Below are 19,481 nucleotides of genomic sequence, written 5' to 3' on the forward strand. Positions count from 1 at the left end.
CTTGCTAAAATTAGGGGCGAAGGAAGTTGAACGCTTGAAACAAGAAGCGCTCACTAATGAAGAGTGGGATGACCGTGAAAAGTCACTTCGCATCGTCGACAGCCTGATGATTGGGTGCCAGGAACTTGCGCCTGCGACTGTCCTTCTATACGCTCCACCGTATTATCCAGCCATTAACTCATCGGATAACCCACTTGTAATCGAGTCGATTAAGTTGATGAAGAAAGCGGCGGAAAAGTTCGACAATACAGTTGAGCAGATTCACTATTTCAATGGCATCTGCGATCTAAGCTATGTTAACTACGATGATGACGCAAATGGCTGGGCTGCATTTGAAAGTAACACGCCGGTATGGGGCGACACATATAGTATTCCGTTCGCTGAGATGGCTCAGTTGAAAGCACCGGTGCTTAATGTAGGGCCGTTTGGGAAGGATCCGCATCAACGGACAGAGCGTTTACACGTCGACAGCGCTTTCGTTGAAATGCCTGTCATGCTGGAAACGCTCGTGAAGAGCATGTATATCAAGAATGAAAGTCTGGAAACATGCACAGTCTAATGTAACTGAAAAGTGGGGACCTTCACAAATGGTGAAGGTCTCTATTTTTTGTCTGAATCTGTTAAAATGAAAGGAAATGTGGCAGGTGACTCGAATGAAAGAGCAAATCTTAATTATAGAAGACGAAGAAAATATCGCACGTGTTCTTCAGCTTGAACTTGAGTTCGAGGGATATGGAACGGGTATTGCCCACACAGGGCCTGATGGGCTTATTAAATATCGTGAACAACAATGGGATCTTGTTCTGTTAGATCTTATGTTACCTGGTTTGAATGGGTTAGACGTATTACGACGGATTCGAGCAACAGAAGCAGACACGCCTGTCATTTTATTGACAGCGAAAAGCGATGTTGAAGATAAGGTAGCGGGGCTTGACCTCGGGGCAAACGATTATGTGACGAAACCTTTTGAAATCGATGAATTACTCGCAAGGATTCGTTCGGCGCTCAGATTCTCGAAGCCTGCAGAGCCTGTAGAAACTAAGGACGAATACCTTCTCGAGTTCGCTGGATTGTCACTTCACGAACAGACACGTGACGTGACGAGAAATGGCCGTTCCATTGAATTAACACCGCGGGAGTATGATCTTTTACTTCATCTGCTGAAACACCCAAACCAAGTGTTGTCACGTGAACAGTTGCTAGACGCTGTTTGGGGATTCGATTATTACGGAGATACAAACGTCGTAGATGTGTATATCCGATATGTCCGTAAGAAAATCGAACAAGGGGAAAAAAGTACGCTTATTCAGACGGTAAGAGGTGTTGGTTATGTTTTAAAGGAGCAGAATAATGAAGCTTAAAACGAAAATCCACTTGTTTTCTACGCTTTTGATGCTCGTTATCTTAACGTTGACGAATACTGGAATCTATTTTGTGTACAAAAAATTGGCGTTTGACACAGAGTACCACCAACTGAATACGCAATCGCAAGATCTTATTGCTTCGCTCAGCCGAATGACCGGACAAACCGATCCAGCGACAGTGCTCCGCGCCTACATTCCGCCGCAAGGTGTAGTCCGTATTGTCGATCCAACTGGCAAGGTGAAGGTTGCAGTCCAATCGGCGGAAGGAATCGAGAACTACAGTCCTGAAATAATGCCAGGCGATCAATATTCAATTGGCCAATACTTAGGGACACCGGTGTTGACAATGCAGGTGCCGGTCATCTGGACAGACGGAAAAGTGGTAGAGCTGCAAATGATTCAACTACTGGGCGATGTAAAACATACCTTAGGTTTGCTTATGCTCATCCTATTAGGGGTGACTCTAATTGCCATGATTCCAATAGCGGCTTCTAGTATTGCGCTTGGTCGAATTGTAATTCAACCAATTGACAATCTCATTAAAACGATGTCCCAAAGTAGACAAACAGGCAAGTATGAAAAAATCGATGTCTTGGCTGAAGGGAAAGACGAAATGACACAGATGGGGCGCGAGTTCAATGATATGATGGGGCAACTTGAAAGTAACTATAAAAAACAAGAACAGTTCGTTTCCAACGCCTCGCATGAATTAAAAACACCGCTTACTGTCGTAGAAAGCTACGCCCGCCTCCTAACACGCCGCGGTTTCGATGATCGTTCGGTAGCGGAAGAGGCAGTTGGGGCAATTCTGGGTGAATCCATTAGGATGAAGGATATGATTGAGCAAATGCTCCATCTTGCAAGAAACCAGGAACAGGTCGCATTTAACTTTGTGGAAACTGATATCAATGCGTTTGTCGAAAAGACCTTGCAGCCAATGCGCCAAGCATATACAAGAAATTTTATTCATGAAGGGAATGGTTCTGCGGTCGCAATGACAGATACGGACAAGCTTAGGCAACTTCTATTTATTCTTCTCGATAATGCGCGAAAATACAGCGAGCGGGAAATTAGAACAACGATATCCAAAACTGAAACCGCAATTTCCATCGCCGTCACCGATTACGGAAATGGTATCCCAGAAGAAGCCCTCCCACATCTTTTCGATCGTTTCTACCGAGTCCATGAAGACCGAAACCGTAAAACAGGCGGAACAGGACTTGGACTTGCAATTGCAAAGGAACTTGCAGACGGTCTTGGGGCTGAATTGAAAATAGAAAGTATCGTTGGAATGGGGACAACCTTCCGGATTATCATTCCGAAAAGCCAGCTTCTCATCGATTTTTAATGTTTCCATCGTATGATGAACGAAAGGAGGCAACTACAATGCATTTTTTAAAAAAGCCATGGTTCATCCCGACCCTTTTTACTTTAATCATTCTAACTGTGGGTGGATTTTTTATAGGAAGTTTAATCAACAAGAAAGAGCCAATTGCGGCTGACGATATCCGGTCTCGGCTTGAAAGCATGTACGGCGGGACCGTTGACCGTATTTCACTAGCGGGGGGCGTATATAAAGCTGAAATGACGCGAGGTGGAGCGGATTATTCTGCTGAAATCGACGCGACGACGGGGAGCGTACTATCACTGTTTCAAACTGGTGAAGTTAAGAAAGAGATCCCAAATATACTTTCTGAAGCAAAGGTCAAGGAAATTATTGCAGGGAAATATAGTGGCATAGCTGAACGTATTTCATTGAATACAAGTGGGAAGACCCCTGTTTACGAAGTGAAAATGAAGAAAGACCCGAAATTCACAAATCTAACCATTGATGCAATCGGTGGAAAAATAATTTCTGAAACTGTGAAGGAAACAACGGGTAAAAATGCACTTATTACGCAAGAACAGGCAATTAAAATTGCGCTTGGGCAAATTAAACGTGAAATAGTAGATGAAGTAGACGACTTTTCTTACGTAAAGACGGATGATGGAGGCTATTACCTAATCGAAATAGATACAAAAGATAATCGCGAGGCAACCTTTCAAATCCATGCCATTTCAGGGAAAATAATGACTGTCTCCTGGGCCGGGGATTAATCTCTCATCAAATTCTAATAATCTTCACAATGTCCTCTCATGTTCGCCGAGTAATATGAAGGTAACAACAAAAGGAGGAGATGCAAGATGAAGAAATGGATGATGATTCCAGCATTAGCTGGCGTACTTATAATAGGTGGAGTTGCAGTGGCTGGGAACGCAGGACATAGTTTCGCGGCGACGTCAAAAGGTTTAGTGACGATGGATGAAGCAAAAGCAATTGCTGTGAAATCAGTAGGTGGAACAGTGACTGGCATTGAATTGGATCGTGAAGCGTCAGGTGACATTTATGAGGTTGAAGTTAAATCAAAGGGCTTTGAATATGATCTTGATATCGATGCGAAAACAGGTAAAATATTGCGCACGGATAAAGACGATAATGACGATGACGACTTTGATAACGATGATTCAGACGATAAAGTAATTGTTGCTGATGGGAAGTTTATTACAGAAAAAGCTGCTGTCGAAATTGCACTGAAACAAGCAAAAGGTACAGTGACGGAAGTGAAATTGGATGAAGATGATGGCCGCGTAGTCTATGAAATCGAAATTCAAGATGGCAAATATGACTACGACTTCGATATAGATGCAATTTCAGGTAAAGTGTTGAAGTTTGAAAAAGATCTCGATGATAACGATAATGATAACGATTAATTGAACAAGTAAATGGACTGTTCCGAAGAAGTATCGGGCAGTCCATTTTTTATATGAAAGAACGAGTGTGGAGGATAGAAACAGTATCTACCTATTAAGAAATTCCATATACTTTTCCTACTTTGGCGATTTCTACGGGGCCGTTATAGTTCTGCACAGCCGCTTCAAGAATTTCTTCAATATTTCCGTGCAAAGGCAAGTGGGTCAACACAAGCTGTCTCGCTCCCGCCAGTTGGGCCAGTCTTCCAGCTTCACTGCCGCCCATATGTCCTGGCGCTTTGCCAACATGTTTTTCGTACAAATTCGCTTCGCTAATTAAAAGATTCGCCTCGCTTGCGAAATCAATCAGTTCATCCCGCCATTCTGTATCTGCGGTGAGTACGATGGAATGGCCACCAACACTAAATTTCATTGCCAGGCAATAGACGGGATGTACCGTCCGGCAAAAAGTCACATTAAATGGACCGATTTGAACGACATCATCTTCTGAAATTGCGATGCCCACTGTTTGATCTTTATACGAGAGTTTCTCAAAATTCTCTTGATCCTTCGTATGTCCGTAAATTGGTAATGGACGAGCATGATTGCCTAAATAAAAATTAATAATCCTGCTAAATTGTAGACTTCCGACATCAGCAATATGGTCCGCATGATAATGGCTAATAACAACGGCATCTAGTTTTTCTAAAGATAAATAGTTTTGCAATGAGGATAGCACGCCACTGCCACAATCAATGAGGCAATGAAAGCCATCATGTTCAATTAAAAAGGATGATGTGGCACTATTTGCTTTTGGGTAACCACCCCAAATACCGATCGGTGTTATTTTCATTTAGATTTCCTCCATTACTACTCGGCACCGATTTCGTTCTGAGAAATGGGCACCGTTACTTTATTAACTTTTTCAAGAAACGCAAACTCAATATTTTCACGGATCATTTCTATCTTATATTGTTCATAGCCAAGGGACTTATACAGACGAATATTACCTGTGCTTAAAGCGCCAGTATACAGGTCAAAACGGTCACAGGTCGGGAAATATTCTTCGAGTCCCAGCATTAAGCTTTTGCCGATACCCTTTTTTTGAAAATCGGGGTGAACCATTAATCTTTGGACATAACAAATACCCTTTTCTTCATATCCCCTAACAGAACCAACTATTTTACCGTTAAAGACAGCTTTTAATACGGTCTTTTCCCCGAAATCTTTTCTCGCCTCATCAAGCGTTTCCAAGAGCGGGGCGATTTGATAATTATTATACGCTGCAGCCTCGCTCAAATAAGCTACTTTTTGAATGTCTAAAATCGTTTGTGCATCTTCTAGAATTGCTTTTAATACTTTCATGAAAACTCATATCCCCCTATAGATAACTTTTTTATGTTTTTAACTATCTTTACGCGCAAAACATACTATTAAGACTAACATATCTTAAGGAATTGGCTCCTATATAGGGACATGATTTTTTGGAACCCACCACCTATTCCGAAAAACTCATTAATTTGCACACGAAGTGTTGGTAGATGTGACTCGAAAGTAAGGAAAAAATGAAATCATAAACAAAAAACGCACCTCTTTTACCAACAAGAGGTGCGTTTCCGCATTTATTTCTTTTCAATTAACCCAGATTCGATAAGGAAGTCTTCCGCTACTTTTTCAACCATCATACCGTCATTGTCGACTTTAGCGTTCATCTTCTGCATCGCTTCTTCATTAATCATTCCTTCTAGCATAATGAGTACCTCTTCAATTTCAGGATACTCCACTAGTGTTTCTTTCCGCACAATCGGAAGTGCGTGGTACGGTGGGAAATAGGACTTATCATCCTCGAGGACACGCAAATCGTAATCTTGCAACTGACCGTCTGTCGTATATGAGTTGATAACGTCAACTTCTTTCGCACCAATGGAACGGTACATGATACCGTGGTCCATTCCTTTAACGTCTTTGAATTTCAGTCCGTATTCTTTCTGGAAGCCTGGCAATCCATCCGGACGGTCGATGAATTCGAAGACGGCACCTAGTATGAAGTCCTCAGAAACTTTAGCGAAGTCACTGAATGTCACAACACCGAGTTCTTCGGCTCTAGATTCATCAAGGGCGAGTGTATACGTATTGTTGAAACCAAACGTATTGAACGCAATCATGCCGTCAGCATCAACGAGTCGTTTCGTAGTTTCCAATGTTTCTTCAGCTGTGCCGGGATCTTCATGGTAATAGTTGACGACGATTGTTCCTGTATAGTCGGGGATAACGTCAATCAGGCCGTTTAACATTGCGTTCCAAACGACGTTTGAGCCACCAAGATTTTCTTTGTAAATGACTTCAATATCCGTTTTATCTTCTATCAATTGCCCCATGACGTGTGACAATATTATACTTTCGGTATTGTTCCGTGAACCAAGTGTCAGTGATTCTTTTTCGATGAAAATACAACCTGATAACATACTCGCGACAAGTACTGTCGAGATAAGAACGAGTAATTTCTTTTTCATACTTACTTCAATCCTTTCGGCGTTGTCCAGCGTTCAATCCCACTGAAGAGTGTTTCTAGGATAATCGCAAGGATTGCTGCCGGGATTGCCCCAAGTAAAATCAAACCATCAATTCCGCGAGTAATTCCTAGGAAGATGAAATCACCGAGCCCACCCGCCCCGATAAAGGCCGCAAGTGTTGCTGTACCGACGTTAATAACTGCCGCTGTACGAATACCGGCCATAATGACGGGAATCGCAAGCGGTAGCTCTACTTTAAACAGGACCTGCATGCTCGTCATACCCATGCCTTTTGCTGCCTCGGTCGTTGCTTTGTCGACGTCTTTAATACCTGTATACGTATTTCGGATAATCGGTAACAAAGAATAGAGGAATAGCGCAGCAATTGCTGTTTTTACACCGATTCCAAAAATCGGGATCATGAAACCGAGCAATGCAAGACTTGGAATTGTCTGCATGACGCCCGCGCCGCCAAGCACGATTGTCGTGAGCTTCGGAACGCGTGTAATAAGAATACCAAGACCAATGCCAAGAACAATCGCGATAAGCATTGAGAAAAAGACAAGTTGAATATGGACGGATGTCGCTTCAAGAACTTCTTTCCATCGCATTTGCGATTGTTGAGCAAGTTGTTGCCAAATCGTTAAGTTATTCATTAGATCTCCTCCGTTTCTGTCCACTGGCTGGACATGGCGGATAACAGTGAACCTCGTGTAACTACGCCTAATAATTTTTGAGTTTTATCAACAATCGGGATGATGCCGTAAGGTGCTTCATCCATCATGACAATAGCGTCTTTAGCCGTCGCAGTATCATAAAGGAATGGCTCTCGGGACATCATAATTTCTTCAATTGTTTTAATATTATCCAGTTTCTTAATCAAATCATATGCAGAAACGATTCCAATCAATTTTTTGTCGTCGTCGACAACAATCAAGTTCGTAATTTTTCGTTGGCGGATAAGCGTGAGCGCTTTCTCCGGAGACCATTGAGGGGTAGTGGTAATAACCGATTCTGACATAATATCGATAACGGGCATAAGTTCAGGGTTTTGGATAATCCGATGTTTCCCTATGAACTCCTCTACAAAGCCGTGGGCTGGTTCGTGAAGTAATTTTTCTGGGGTGTCCAACTGTAGTAGTTTACCGTCTTTCATAATAGCAATGCGATCGCCCATTTTTAGCGCTTCATCCATATCATGTGTAACGAAAACAATGGTTTTTTCCAACTTTTTGTGTAAGGTAAGCAATTCGTTTTGAAGTTGTTCCCGTGTAAGTGGATCGAGTGCGCTGAACGGTTCATCCATCAAAATAACGTCTGGATCTGCTGCAAGTGCTCTTGCGATACCGACACGCTGTTGTTGGCCACCGGAAAGTTCCTTTGGATAACGTGTTGCATAAATTTCAGGATCAAGACCGACTAATTCGAGAAGTTCATTGACGCGGGCTTTAATTTCTTTGTCATTCCAACCCTTAAGTTGGGGTACAATCGCTATGTTTTTTTCGATTGTATAGTGGGGGAAAAGGCCAATTTGTTGAATGACATACCCGATGTTCCGGCGTAATTCAGAGGCGTTGTAAGAGTTCGTATCTTTACCGTTGATTGTGATTTTACCACTTGTGTGTGGTTCCATCCTGTTAATCATTTTCATTGTTGTCGATTTCCCGGAACCACTTGGTCCAATTAGTACAAGAAATTCGCCTTTAGGAATATCAAAACTGACAGATTTCACTGCTTGGAATCCGCCATCGAACACTTTACTTACGTTTTCAAATTTTAGCATGTGTACCTCCCATGGTTTTTTTACAACGAATTTGTTTTCAAATAATAGATTAAAAAATCATTCGTAGTTAATAAAAAAGAAGACGTATTTGCATCCTGATTGTTCAGGCGCGAAGTCTCTCTCAAATAGTATACCATATTACGATTGAATTTGCAGGAATTAGGCGTTTTTATTTACTGAAGTGTCTGAATTACCTGCTCATTACGCGTTCCTTTAGAAAGGAAGGGACGGGGCTGTCGCAGTACGTGACAGGGAAATTGTACTGAATATGCATATGAAACAAACAGCCCCGGCCATCATCGCAGAACTTACTGGAGCGGAGCTTGATCATGTTTTGAGGATTATTGAATCGAATGTATATTGAATGCGTGTAGGCCTCCTTGTGCTAAAAAAGGTACATTTCACTGAACTGCAAAATTAATACCAGAACATAATGGTGAAACGCTGAACGTATATGTTTAGCGTTTTATTAATCGTATACATTATCTACTCTTGTAGATGTCTCCACGAAAAATAGGGCTAAAAACCAATATGGTTTTTAGCCCTATTTATAGACAGAAGACGTTTCCACCAAAGTAGGTGTCACTAGTACCCAATTACATCTCCTCAGGTGCCTTCATACCTAATAATCTCAGAGCCTCTTTCAAAACAATCGCGGTACTTGTGATCAGCGCAATTCTGTACGACAGATGATCTGCATCTGAAAGCACTTTGACATTACCATAAAATGAGCTGAATGTTTGAGAAAGGTCGATTGCGTACTTTGCTATAACGGAAGGGTCTAAGTCATCCGCAGCGCGCTTGACTGTCTGTGGGAATAGCTCCAATGCTTTAATGATTTCCCATTCAAAATCATTGACGTCATCCACGCTATACGGCTGTATGTCGCCAGCTTTTCTTAGCACTGATTTGGCCCGTGCGAAAGCATATTGGACGTAAGGACCGGTTTCCCCTTCAGTCTGGAGCATTATCTCTAAGTTGAATTCGATGTCGTGTTTGCGGTGCTGCTTTAGGTCGCCGAAAATAATGGCTCCGACGCCGACTGCTTCAGCAACTTTTGCTTTATTAGCCAAGTTTGGATTTTTCGCTTCAATTGTCGTCTGTGCGAGCGAAATCGCCTCATTCAGAACCTGTTCCAGCAAGACGATTTTTCCTTTGCGGGTCGACATCTTTTTTCCAGCTTTCAATATAAGCCCGAAAGGAATGTGTTGGATATCGTCTGCCCATCCGTAGCCCATTTTAGTAAGTACTTTTTTGAATTGTGCGAAGTGTAGGCTTTGTTCATTCCCAACGACGTAAAGGGATTTCACGAAATCATACGTTTCTTTTCTATCGATTGCAGCAGTTAAATCGCGTGTGGCATATAATGTTGCGCCATCTGACTTCATAATCAAACAAGGCGGCATATCTTCATCGAGTTCAACGACAAGCGCGCCATTCGATTCTTTTAAAAGTCCTTTATCCGCCAACTCTTTAACGATTGGTTCCATCTTGTCATTGTAGTAGGCCTCGCCGTTATAGGAATCAAAGGTAATACCCAGCAAATCATAAATGCGTTGAAATTCCTTGAGGGATTCGGTTTTGAACCACTTCCATAATGCTAGTGCTTCAGTATCTCCGTCTTCCAGGTCTTTGAATGCCGCTCTGCCTTCGTCGTTTAGCGAGTCGTTATGTTCCGCTTCTTCGTGGAAACGGATGTACAGCTTTAACAGCGTCTGGATTGGCGCTCGCCGCACTTCTTGTTCGTCGCCCCATTTCCGGTAGGCTGTCAGCAACTTGCCGAACTGCGTACCCCAATCGCCGATGTAATTGATTTTTGCTGTCTTGAAACCATTTTTTTCAAGAAGTAGTGCAATTGAATTCCCGATGACAGTGGAGCGCAGATGCCCCATGGAAAACGGTTTCGCAATATTGGGGGAGGACAAATCGATGGTGACAACCCCGTTATTACCTTCATTTGATGAACCATAGGATACTGATTGATCTAGAATTTTTTGCAGTAGGGCACTGGTAATCGTAGAACGATTCAGAAAGATATTCACATACCCGTTGACGGCTTCTGCTTTATGGATTAGCGGGTGATTGATTGTCAGGGCAATTTCATCGGCAATAACAACAGGTGATTTTCTAAGTTCTTTTGCGAACGGGAAGCATGGTAGAGCCAAATCGCCTAAATGAGCATGGACAGGCCTTTCAAGCATGTTTTCATTCAATGGAATCGAACTAAATTGTTGCAGTACTTGCAAGATATCCATTTTCATTGTCAACTCTCCTTTTGGTTGGTGGCATTAAAAAAAACGTAAAAAAAAGCCCTCATCTCAAATTAATGAGACGAAAGCTTACTTCCGCGGTACCACTCAAATTGCCCGTATAGGGGCCACTTCCTCATAACGGCGAGACACCGGCTTTTCCTAAAACGTTCAGAAAAGCATCTCCGAAGTGCGGTTCACAAGCATTCTTCACTGGGCTCCCACCGCCCCCAGTTCGCTGAAAAAGAATCGATTGCTACTCTCTTCATCACAGATATTGTAATTGAATGTAGCAAATGAAGGGTTAAGTGTCAACTGAAAGACAGATATTACTGGTGATTTAGAATAGTTCGGAAGTGTATTTATGTTTCTGTGTAGAACACATTATATAGTATTGAACGACATGATAGATCTGCTTGATCTATCGGAGAGGCATTATGCAAAAAAAATGGATTTTAAAAAACTGTTCATAACTTTCACGTCATCTGCAACAATGACGATGATGGCGGTCAAAGCGACTAGGGAGAATGACTGTGGATATGTGGATAAGCTGTTGATTGTCGAACAAGCGGATTTTCTACCTATTTACGTCTAGAACACAACATGTTAGGGTATACAGAGAGAAACAGACACAACATATAGTATTGAACGATAGAATGGTACCGATATTGGTTTAAAAGGGAATCCGGAAAAACCGGAGCTGCCCCCGCAACTGTAAGCGCCGACGACCGCCGTATGAGCCACTGTGGAAAACTCCATGGGAAGGCTAGGTGGGTAGATTGAAGCGCTAGCCAGGAGACCTGCCTTTCATCGTCAAGCAACACTTTCTTCGGGGGTTGAGAGTGGAAGCGAACGGGATACCGTCTACCTTTTTTACTCGAAGATTACCCGCGGCCCCATTTTGTTTCCGACAACTAACCCATGAGTGATGGCTCTACCGAAACAGGTGAAGCTATCACTCATTTATATTGAAAAACGTAAAATAGCTAGCGTCTGCACATGATTCATCTACATATGGGAGGAGACAATAATTATGACAACTACAACTATAAAGACTGGCATTGATCAGTTACTAGATAAACTACAAAATGAATTTGGAGCAAAGGAAATAATGCCCCTTATTACTGCAAGTGATCGCTGGCAGCAAAAACACGCTGAGGGGACTGAGTCGGAGTGGGCGAAGGCGATGACATTAGAATCGCTTAGCAATCTAGATGAGGCGACAACGTATTGGACGTTTGTTGCTGCACGTATCCACCTCTGGGACGTTTACAATCGTCAAGAAAAGCTTCGCGGTGCAAAAGTCTATACGGACTTTGCTGAAAACGTTGCACGTCTAGTCGAGCAGGGATTATACACACCCGTCTTGACGGAAAAGTATTCCCGCGAAGATCTTGTCACTCTCGGCAATCTAATTGAACCAGAACGGGACAAGCTATTCACATATATTGGACTAAAAACACTTATGGACCGTTATGTCGCTGTTGACTTTAGCAAACAATCGGTTGAACTTCCGCAAGAGCGCTGGCTTGTCATCGCGATGACATTGATGCAAGACGAGACAACTAACCGGCTTGAAAAAGTGGCGGAATCCTACTGGGCGATGAGCAGCCTCTATATGACGGTTGCAACACCGACGTTGTCGAATGCTGGAAAACCACATGGCCAGTTGTCAAGTTGCTTTATCGACACGGTCGACGATTCTTTGCAAGGCATCTATGACAGCAATACGGATATCGCTAACTTGTCGAAGTACGGTGGCGGCATTGGTGTTTACATGGGGAAAGTCCGCAGTCGTGGCTCGTCCATTCGTGGATTTAAAGGCGCATCAAGTGGTGTACTTCCATGGATTAAACAGTTGAACAACACAGCAGTAAGCGTTGACCAACTTGGTCAGCGACAAGGTGCGATTGCCGTTTATCTCGATGTTTGGCACAAAGATATTTTCACGTTCCTTGACCTGAAATTGAACAACGGAGACGACCGCTTGCGCGCACATGATATTTTCACGGGCGTCTGTCTTCCTGATATTTATATGGAACAAGTCGATGCACGTGGAGACTGGCATTTGTTCGATCCGCATGAAGTTCGGACAATCATGGGCTATTCACTAGAGGACTTTTACGATGAAACAAAAGGTGCGGGTTCGTTCCGTGAGAAATACGAAGAGTGTGTCAATAATCCGGAGCTCAGCCGTGAAATCGTTCCTGCAATCGATCTTATGAAACGGATTATGCGCAGCCAATTGGAAACGGGAACTCCGTACATGTTTTATCGTGATGAAGTAAACCGTGCGAATGCCAATAAACATGAAGGCATGATTTATTCGTCGAATCTTTGTACAGAAATTACTCAAAATATGAGCGCGACTGAATTCGAGTCTGTTACGCTCGAAGACGATATCGTTGTCACGCGTTCAAAACCAGGCGATTTCGTTGTCTGTAACTTATCATCTATCAACCTTGGACGAGCAGTTCCAGCAAGCGTTTTGGAAAGACTCATTACAATCCAAGTACGTATGCTTGATAACGTCATCGATCTTAATAAAATACCAGTCGTCCAAGCGCAGCGAACTAACGCGCGTTACCGTGGAATTGGTCTAGGGACATTTGGCTGGCACCATTTGCTTGCTCTGCAAAACATTCAATGGGAATCAAACGAAGCAGTGGATTACGCTGATAAATTATATGAGAAGATCGCTTATTTGACGATTAAAGCATCAATGGAACTAGCTTCGGAAAAAGGATCTTACCCATTATATGAAGGATCTGAATGGCAGTCCGGTGTTTATTTCGAAAACAAGAACTATGATTCCAAGGAATGGCGTGAACTGCGTATCGACGTTGCAACAAACGGTATGCGAAATGGCTATTTGATGGCAATTGCACCAAATAGCTCGACGTCTATTATCGCAGGATCAACTGCATCAATCGATCCGGTTTTCAAACCGTTTTATCATGAAGAAAAGAAAGATTATAAGCTTCCGGTAGTTGCACCTGATCTTAATCACAACACGTACGACGTTTACCGTCGTTCCGCTTATATCGTCGATCAACGTTGGTCAATCAAACAAAACGCAGCAAGACAGCGTCATATCGACCAAGCAATTTCATTCAACATCTATGTTCCGAATTCAATTCGCGCATCTGTACTGCTTGAACTTCATTTGCAAGCATGGAAGTCTGGCATGAAAACAACGTATTATACACGTTCAACTGCGACGGATATTGAAGAGTGTGAATGGTGTCATTCTTAATCGTCTACGCATCGTGGAGCGGAAACACGCAGGAAGTTGCTGAAATAATTGAAGAAACGCTAGTTGCAGAAAATATAGCTGTTACAACGTATCGAATTGGCGGCGGCGTCATTCCGAACCCCCGCAATTTTGATGCGATGATTTTCGGGTCATTCACGTGGGAGCAGGGTTCAACGCCTGACGAAGTAAAAGACTTTGTAGCGGATGTGGGGTATAAACCGGATAATGTCTACGTCTTTGGAACGGGTGATACCCAATTTGGCGGCGATGCATTATTCTGCCACGCAGCGGTGAAGTTAGCGCGGTTTTACGCATCCCCTTATGAGCCGCTTAAAATCGAACAAAGCCCACGTGGCATACAGCAAGAAAAAGTAATCGAATGGTCGAAGGGAGTCATCAGACATTGGAAAAACTTAAACGAGTGAAGGTCCTAGAACCTGCACATCCAAACAAATCAACGGCTATTTTCGGTGGGGAAGCGAGTGGTATCCTCAACTGGAACGACATCGCACATCCGCATTTCTATACACTACGTCAACAAATTCGTTCACTATTCTGGACGGCCAATGAAGTCGATATGACACAAGACGTCAAGCAATTCTCGTCGCTGACAAAGCCAGAACAAGACGCATTTCTTAAAATCATTGGCTTGCTCGCGACACTTGACGGACCACAGACGACAATCGCTTTGAAAATGGCAGATTACACAACCGATCCTTCTGTTAAATCAATTATGGCTACAATCGCCGATCAGGAAAGTGAACATAATCACAGTTATGCTTATGTACTTTCATCGGTTACAACACTTAATAAGCAAATGGCTTCCTTTGAAATGGGCCGCTCAGACGAAGTGCTGTTAAAACGGAATGAGCGCATTGTAGAAGTCTACAACGACTTCGCCGAGCGTCCGACAATTGAATCAGCATTGAAAGCGATGGTCTATACGACGCTGCTTGAAGGGCTATTTTTCTATAGTGGGTTTGCATTCTTCTACAATCTCGCACGCAATCAGAAAATGGTCGGTACTTCGACAATGATTTCGTATATTAATCGTGATGAATTGCAACATGGTAAAGCAATTAGTGACATATTCCGTGCAGCACTTGCAGAAAATCCTAATTATAATACAGATGAATTCACGGAATGGATTTACGATCAGTTCAAACATTCGGTTGAACAGGAAGTCATCTGGAGCCGTTATGTACTTGCAGATATTGAAGGTATCGACCTTGCCGAAATGGAAGGGTATGTGAAATATCGCGCGAACAAAATGCTTCGCATGCTCGGACTTAGTGAAATTTATCCCGAGTTCACTGACAACCCAATGAAATGGATTCGTGCATATGTCGACAGTTTCGACGATACAAAAACCGACTTCTTCGAACAATCTTCACGGCAGTATGTTAAAACAAGTGATTTAAATGGCTTTGATGATTTGTGAATAAAAAAAGCACACAACATGAGTTGTGTGCTTTTTTACGATTAATTAGTTTGAAATGAAGATTCCCTTCAAATCCTTAGTAGTATGGCGAAAAATGCATTGTACCATTTCCTGACACAATTTGTGCCCTTCGAATTGTGGCAGCAGCTGGTACCACATACCGATTTAAAAAGGACACACTAAACACTCTCCAGGGGAGTATAGGCACTAAAAAAGTAATCCCATCACTAGTGTGTTGTAATAAACACCATCAATTAACGTATCTTTTAAAATGAGGCCTTCTTTTTTAAATCCAAGTTTTTCATACAATTCAATAGCTAGATTATTATCTTCTCTAGTGACGAGACTAATTTTGTTAGTGACTCCGTTTGAGGCTGCCCACTGGATTAGTTGTTCCATCATTTTTCGGCCTAATCCTTGCCCGGTAAACTGTGCGCTAATAACAATACCTAACGTTCCGACATGCTTAATTCTATTCTTCTGGCTAGAGTTAATAGATGCAATGCTTATAATTTCATTATTTATGGTTGCTAGTAAAATAATGGAGTTTTGTTCCAGTCGTGTAGATTCTAGAAACACTTTATACGTTTCTGCTTCCTGATTAAATTCATTTTTCCCGAATGAAAGAAAGTCTGTTTCTCCGCCTACGACATTATAGAAATCAATCATATGTTGGGCATGTTCTGTAGTCGCCTCTGTTATCATTACTTCATCGCCATCTTTTAAATGGAATTTCATCATTACCCTCAGCTACTTTCTAGTTTGAATGGCTACCAAAGTTTGATAGTACCTCAAGTGAAACAATGGAGTCTACTTATTGAAAAAATCAATCTCTATATATTCGGCACTACTTATTTGGAGTTAACTGGGTCTCCCGTATAGCGAACAAATCTAGCGACTAAGCGGCATTGGAAGAACATTCTAGTTGTTAAGTGCCGACTATATAGTTTATCCAAAGACAGATTCCCCCCGAAATAGGGCAAACCCTACTACATACATTAATTCCTGTCTTGTATACTTTTACTGGGAATAGGTCCCGGTAAAATGGAGATTAGGAGGAAACTATAATGAGTCAATTAACACTTGATACACAAGTTTGCGATATCGTCACGGTGCTCCCTAAAAGTGCAGATTTATTTAGATGTCTGCGCATCGACTTTTGCTGTGGAGGAAAAATAGCTTTAAAAGATGCTGCAGAAGAACGAAAACTTAACCCAGAAGACGTTTTAAATAGCATCAAGGAAATGGAAAAGACATGGGGGAAACAGGGTGAAGTGGACCCGATATCATTCGATTCAAAAACGCTTGTTGCCTATATTCAAAGAAGGTATCACGGTGGACTGCGGGATGAGTTTTCACTCCTTGCACCGTACATTACGAAAGTTTCCCGTGTTCACGGGGAAAATCAACCGCATCTCCTTCGTGTCCAAGAAATCTTCAAAAAATTACGTAGCGAACTCCTTGACCATACGGCAGATGAAGACGAGATTGTCTTCCCGCTCATTCTAATATTTTTAGAGAATCCAACACTTGAACTAAAAGAGAAAGTTAAACCATATATTTTGGAACTCGAGAGAGAGCATGAGAATGCCGGGGAATTATTAGCTGAATTACGCGATCTCACAAATAACTTCATGCCTCCAGATGGTGCGTGCGGAACATATAGACTCGTATACGCACGTCTTGCACAACTCGAAAAAGATACATTTGATCATGTTCATCTCGAAAATAACAATTTATTTGACCGTGTGCGGGCCGCACTTTGATTTACTAAAGAATACGCTTTATAAAACCACCTCATGAGGTGGTTTTTTTGCATGGAACCATTCCACTATGTCCGTTATGATAGAAGAAAAGGGGTTTGGGATAAAATGAGACGACTCTTATTAGTTATTACCATCCTGCTTATGCTAATCCTTGCGTCATGCACAAAATCAGAGGCTGACGAAAAAATAGAAATCCTTGTGGCGGCAGCTTCAAGTATGACGCCGGCGCTAACTGAAATTGCAACTGAATTTGAAAAAGTCAACAAAGGTATTCAGGTCACGTTCACTTTCGGTTCGTCTGGTAAGCTTGCACAACAAATCAAAAATGGTGCACCCGTCGATGTTTTCATTTCCGCAAGTAGTTCGGACATGGACACGCTTGAAGTGGATAAAAAAATTGAATCGGACACGCGAATAGACATCACTAGCAATACGTTAGTTGTTATTCGCCAAAAAAATGGAGATAATTCACTGTTGAATGAAGAGAATCCGTTTACGTCCAAAATCGACCACTTTGCCATCGGTAACCCAGACACTGTTCCGGCAGGTGTTTACGCAAAAGAAGCGCTCACAAAACTTGGAGAATGGGAAACACTTGAACCGAAACTTGTCTTCGGCAAGGATGTCCGCCAAGTATTAACCTTTGTGGAGACAGGTAATGCCGAGATGGGCATAGTTTTCACAAGTGATGCCCACTCGTCTAATAAAGTAGAAGTTATCTCGGAAATAGATCCAAAATTGCATTCATCAGCTGTCTATCCCGGTGCACTAATCACCGCGACAAAACAGCCGAAAGCAGCTAGCGCTTTCCTTGACTATATGAAGACACCAGAAGTACAAAAAATACTAGTAGATTACGGATTTACAAACTAAAAGGAGGAACACCGCCAATGGGAGAAATCAGTTACGGGCCGCTCATACTATCTATTAAAGTTGCAGCCATAGCGACAATCATTGTTTTTCTCACAGGCACGTTCCTGGCACGCATATTTGCACGGAGAAATTTCTTTGGGAAGACAATCATTGAAGCGTTTTTCCTATTACCACTTGTATTACCGCCCACCGTCGTTGGATTCGGACTACTGATTTTATTCGGCAAGGATCAGCTACTTGGGAGATGGTTATATGAATACGCACATCTTCAAATCGTATTCTCCTGGATTGGAGCCGTTATCGCTTCGACCGTAGTCGCTTTTCCACTCATGTATCAAAGTGCGTCAGCTGCATTCAAACAAGTCGACGGAAAATTGGAGGCAGCGGCACATACACTAGGTGCTTCAAAATGGCGCGTCTTCCGCACAATCACATTACCGCTAGCCTGGCCGGGTTTACTTGCGGGCTTCGTCCTTACATTCGCCCGAGCACTCGGCGAGTTTGGAGCGACGCTGATGATTGCAGGCTATATCCCTGGTCGAACAGATACCATTCCCATGGCCATCTACTTTGCGGTTGAAGCCGGTGATATGCAAACAGCAACATTTTGGGTGTTTATTATCGTCGCACTTGGATTTTCCACAATTCTCTGGCTAAGTTGGTGGTCGAATCAGAACTTGCGGCGTTTCACTGTGAAAAGGAAAGGGGGAGCTCCTCGTAATGTTTGACGCACATCTTATTAAAGATTTGCCGGATTTTAAAATCGATGTGGCGATTAAAGCGGCTAAAGGGGAAGTGGGCGTCTTATTTGGACCATCCGGTTCTGGAAAGACTACATGTCTAGATATGATTGCTGGTCTTACTCTACCAAACTCAGGCCATATCCGTATGGGGGAAAACACTTACTTTTCATCCAACCAAAAGCCATGTCCAACTGAAAAACGAAGTGTTGGATATGTCATGCAGGACTATGCGTTATTCCCTCATATGACTACAGAAAAAAATGTTCAGTATGGTATGAAGTCTGTACAGAAATCCGAAAAAGCACTTGCGCTGCTCGATCAATTCGGAATAAGTCATCTGCGAAATGCCTATCCCCATGAAATGTCTGGAGGGGAAAAACAGCGAACTGCGATTGCACGTGCGCTTGCGACGGAGCCTGATATTCTTCTTCTTGATGAACCCCTATCGGCATTGGACGATAAAGCACGGCATGACGCGCTTACAGTCATTACGGATATTCAGCGTAATTTGAATATCCCGATTATCATGGTGACTCACAATTGGACAGAAGCGGAAAAAGTTGCGACCCGTATATATAAAATCGAAAAAGGCCGCTTTATCTAGTCCGTGTTGGATAGAAAAAGTGGTTATTTTGTATTGCTAAAAGAATTTCCACGTCTAGGCTCAGGGCGTTCCCTATATTTAATAGGAATATCCCTACTAGGAAGGCTCCTTAACTGAACGTACAATTAGTAGTATGTGAATCAATAATTTTCTGATTTT

The 19,481-nt window shown here is 42.6% G+C and carries 19 protein-coding genes, 1 pseudogene, 1 riboswitch and 1 other annotated feature; of the genes and pseudogenes, 13 read left to right on the forward strand and 7 right to left on the reverse strand.

Features of this window, described 5'->3' with window-relative positions:
* The 5 genes and pseudogenes from I2483_RS05980 to I2483_RS06000 form a co-directional block, all read left to right on the forward strand.
* Window positions 1–559, forward strand: a pseudogene (locus I2483_RS05980) (amino acid degradation protein); the annotation flags it as partial.
* Window positions 560–653: 94 nt separating this feature from the next.
* Window positions 654–1,361 (forward strand): response regulator transcription factor, encoded by a 708-nt coding sequence (locus tag I2483_RS05985; RefSeq protein WP_207174429.1) that lies wholly within the window; start codon window positions 654–656, stop codon window positions 1,359–1,361.
* Complete coding sequence (locus I2483_RS05990) at window positions 1,351–2,712, forward strand: sensor histidine kinase (RefSeq protein WP_207174431.1); 1,362 nt, start codon at window positions 1,351–1,353, stop codon at window positions 2,710–2,712. The genes I2483_RS05985 and I2483_RS05990 overlap by 11 nt, the downstream gene beginning before the upstream one ends.
* Window positions 2,713–2,750: 38 nt before the next feature.
* Complete coding sequence (locus tag I2483_RS05995; RefSeq protein ID WP_207174433.1) at window positions 2,751–3,461, forward strand: PepSY domain-containing protein; 711 nt, start codon at window positions 2,751–2,753, stop codon at window positions 3,459–3,461.
* Window positions 3,462–3,548: 87 nt separating this feature from the next.
* Window positions 3,549–4,115 (forward strand): PepSY domain-containing protein, encoded by a 567-nt coding sequence (locus I2483_RS06000; RefSeq protein ID WP_207174435.1) that lies wholly within the window; start codon window positions 3,549–3,551, stop codon window positions 4,113–4,115.
* 94 nt (window positions 4,116–4,209) lie between these two features.
* On the opposite strand, the gene I2483_RS06005 is transcribed toward I2483_RS06000, so the two are convergent.
* The 6 genes from I2483_RS06005 to argS form a co-directional block, all read right to left on the reverse strand.
* Window positions 4,210–4,947 carry an MBL fold metallo-hydrolase gene (locus I2483_RS06005; protein WP_207174437.1) on the reverse strand — a complete coding sequence of 246 codons (738 nt, stop codon included), beginning with the start codon at window positions 4,945–4,947 and terminating at the stop codon, window positions 4,210–4,212.
* A gap of 17 nt (window positions 4,948–4,964) precedes the next feature.
* On the reverse strand, window positions 4,965–5,459 hold the full coding sequence (locus I2483_RS06010) for a GNAT family N-acetyltransferase (RefSeq protein ID WP_207174438.1): 495 nt from the start codon (window positions 5,457–5,459) through the stop codon (window positions 4,965–4,967).
* A 257-nt stretch (window positions 5,460–5,716) separates the two neighbouring features.
* Window positions 5,717–6,607, reverse strand: a complete 891-nt coding sequence (locus I2483_RS06015) for a glycine betaine ABC transporter substrate-binding protein (RefSeq protein ID WP_207174439.1) — start codon at window positions 6,605–6,607, stop codon at window positions 5,717–5,719.
* A gap of 2 nt (window positions 6,608–6,609) precedes the next feature.
* Window positions 6,610–7,263, reverse strand: a complete 654-nt coding sequence (locus tag I2483_RS06020; RefSeq protein WP_207174441.1) for an ABC transporter permease — start codon at window positions 7,261–7,263, stop codon at window positions 6,610–6,612.
* Window positions 7,263–8,390: a betaine/proline/choline family ABC transporter ATP-binding protein gene (locus I2483_RS06025; RefSeq protein WP_207174442.1), complete on the reverse strand. Its 1,128-nt coding sequence runs from the start codon at window positions 8,388–8,390 to the stop codon at window positions 7,263–7,265. The genes I2483_RS06020 and I2483_RS06025 overlap by 1 nt, the downstream gene beginning before the upstream one ends.
* 596 nt (window positions 8,391–8,986) lie before the next feature.
* Entirely contained in the window at window positions 8,987–10,651 is a 1,665-nt protein-coding gene (gene argS / locus I2483_RS06030; RefSeq protein WP_207174443.1) for an arginine--tRNA ligase, read from the reverse strand.
* A 63-nt stretch (window positions 10,652–10,714) separates the two neighbouring features.
* Window positions 10,715–10,920: a binding site (T-box leader), on the reverse strand.
* 83 nt (window positions 10,921–11,003) lie between these two features.
* Here argS and I2483_RS06035 point away from each other — a divergent pair.
* The 4 genes from I2483_RS06035 (at window position 11,004) to I2483_RS06050 (ending at window position 15,336) form a co-directional block, all read left to right on the forward strand.
* Window positions 11,004–11,234: a hypothetical protein gene (locus I2483_RS06035; protein WP_207174445.1), complete on the forward strand. Its 231-nt coding sequence runs from the start codon at window positions 11,004–11,006 to the stop codon at window positions 11,232–11,234.
* Between the two features lie 44 nt (window positions 11,235–11,278).
* Window positions 11,279–11,461: riboswitch (cobalamin riboswitch) on the forward strand.
* Window positions 11,462–11,672: 211 nt separating this feature from the next.
* Window positions 11,673–13,895, forward strand: coding sequence for a ribonucleoside-diphosphate reductase subunit alpha (locus I2483_RS06040; protein ID WP_207174447.1), 2,223 nt, complete (start codon window positions 11,673–11,675; stop codon window positions 13,893–13,895).
* Window positions 13,880–14,320, forward strand: coding sequence for a flavodoxin (locus I2483_RS06045; RefSeq protein ID WP_207174449.1), 441 nt, complete (start codon window positions 13,880–13,882; stop codon window positions 14,318–14,320). Before I2483_RS06040 ends, I2483_RS06045 begins: the two co-directional genes overlap by 16 nt.
* Window positions 14,275–15,336, forward strand: a complete 1,062-nt coding sequence (locus tag I2483_RS06050) for a ribonucleotide-diphosphate reductase subunit beta (RefSeq protein ID WP_481886317.1) — start codon at window positions 14,275–14,277, stop codon at window positions 15,334–15,336. Before I2483_RS06045 ends, I2483_RS06050 begins: the two co-directional genes overlap by 46 nt.
* Window positions 15,337–15,543: 207 nt before the next feature.
* Here I2483_RS06050 and I2483_RS06055 read toward each other — a convergent pair whose 3' ends face one another.
* A complete protein-coding gene (locus tag I2483_RS06055; RefSeq protein ID WP_207174453.1) occupies window positions 15,544–16,077 on the reverse strand; it encodes a GNAT family N-acetyltransferase in 534 nt (177 codons plus the stop codon).
* Window positions 16,078–16,403: 326 nt separating this feature from the next.
* Between I2483_RS06055 and ric the strand changes: the two genes are divergently transcribed.
* Genes ric through I2483_RS06075 form a run of 4 tightly spaced genes read left to right on the forward strand, consistent with a single transcriptional unit; the run spans window position 16,404 to window position 19,322 of the window.
* Window positions 16,404–17,102, forward strand: coding sequence for an iron-sulfur cluster repair di-iron protein (ric, locus tag I2483_RS06060; protein WP_207174455.1), 699 nt, complete (start codon window positions 16,404–16,406; stop codon window positions 17,100–17,102).
* Window positions 17,103–17,153: 51 nt separating this feature from the next.
* Complete coding sequence (gene modA, locus I2483_RS06065; protein WP_207174457.1) at window positions 17,154–17,975, forward strand: molybdate ABC transporter substrate-binding protein; 822 nt, start codon at window positions 17,154–17,156, stop codon at window positions 17,973–17,975.
* 17 nt (window positions 17,976–17,992) lie between these two features.
* Complete coding sequence (modB, locus tag I2483_RS06070) at window positions 17,993–18,703, forward strand: molybdate ABC transporter permease subunit (RefSeq protein WP_207174459.1); 711 nt, start codon at window positions 17,993–17,995, stop codon at window positions 18,701–18,703.
* A complete protein-coding gene (locus I2483_RS06075; RefSeq protein ID WP_207174461.1) occupies window positions 18,696–19,322 on the forward strand; it encodes an ATP-binding cassette domain-containing protein in 627 nt (208 codons plus the stop codon). Before modB ends, I2483_RS06075 begins: the two co-directional genes overlap by 8 nt.
* Window positions 19,323–19,481 lie beyond the last annotated feature (159 nt).

It is taken from the genome of Sporosarcina sp. E16_3, assembly GCF_017347125.1.
In the GTDB taxonomy this organism is placed as follows: Bacteria; Bacillota; Bacilli; order Bacillales_A; family Planococcaceae; genus Sporosarcina.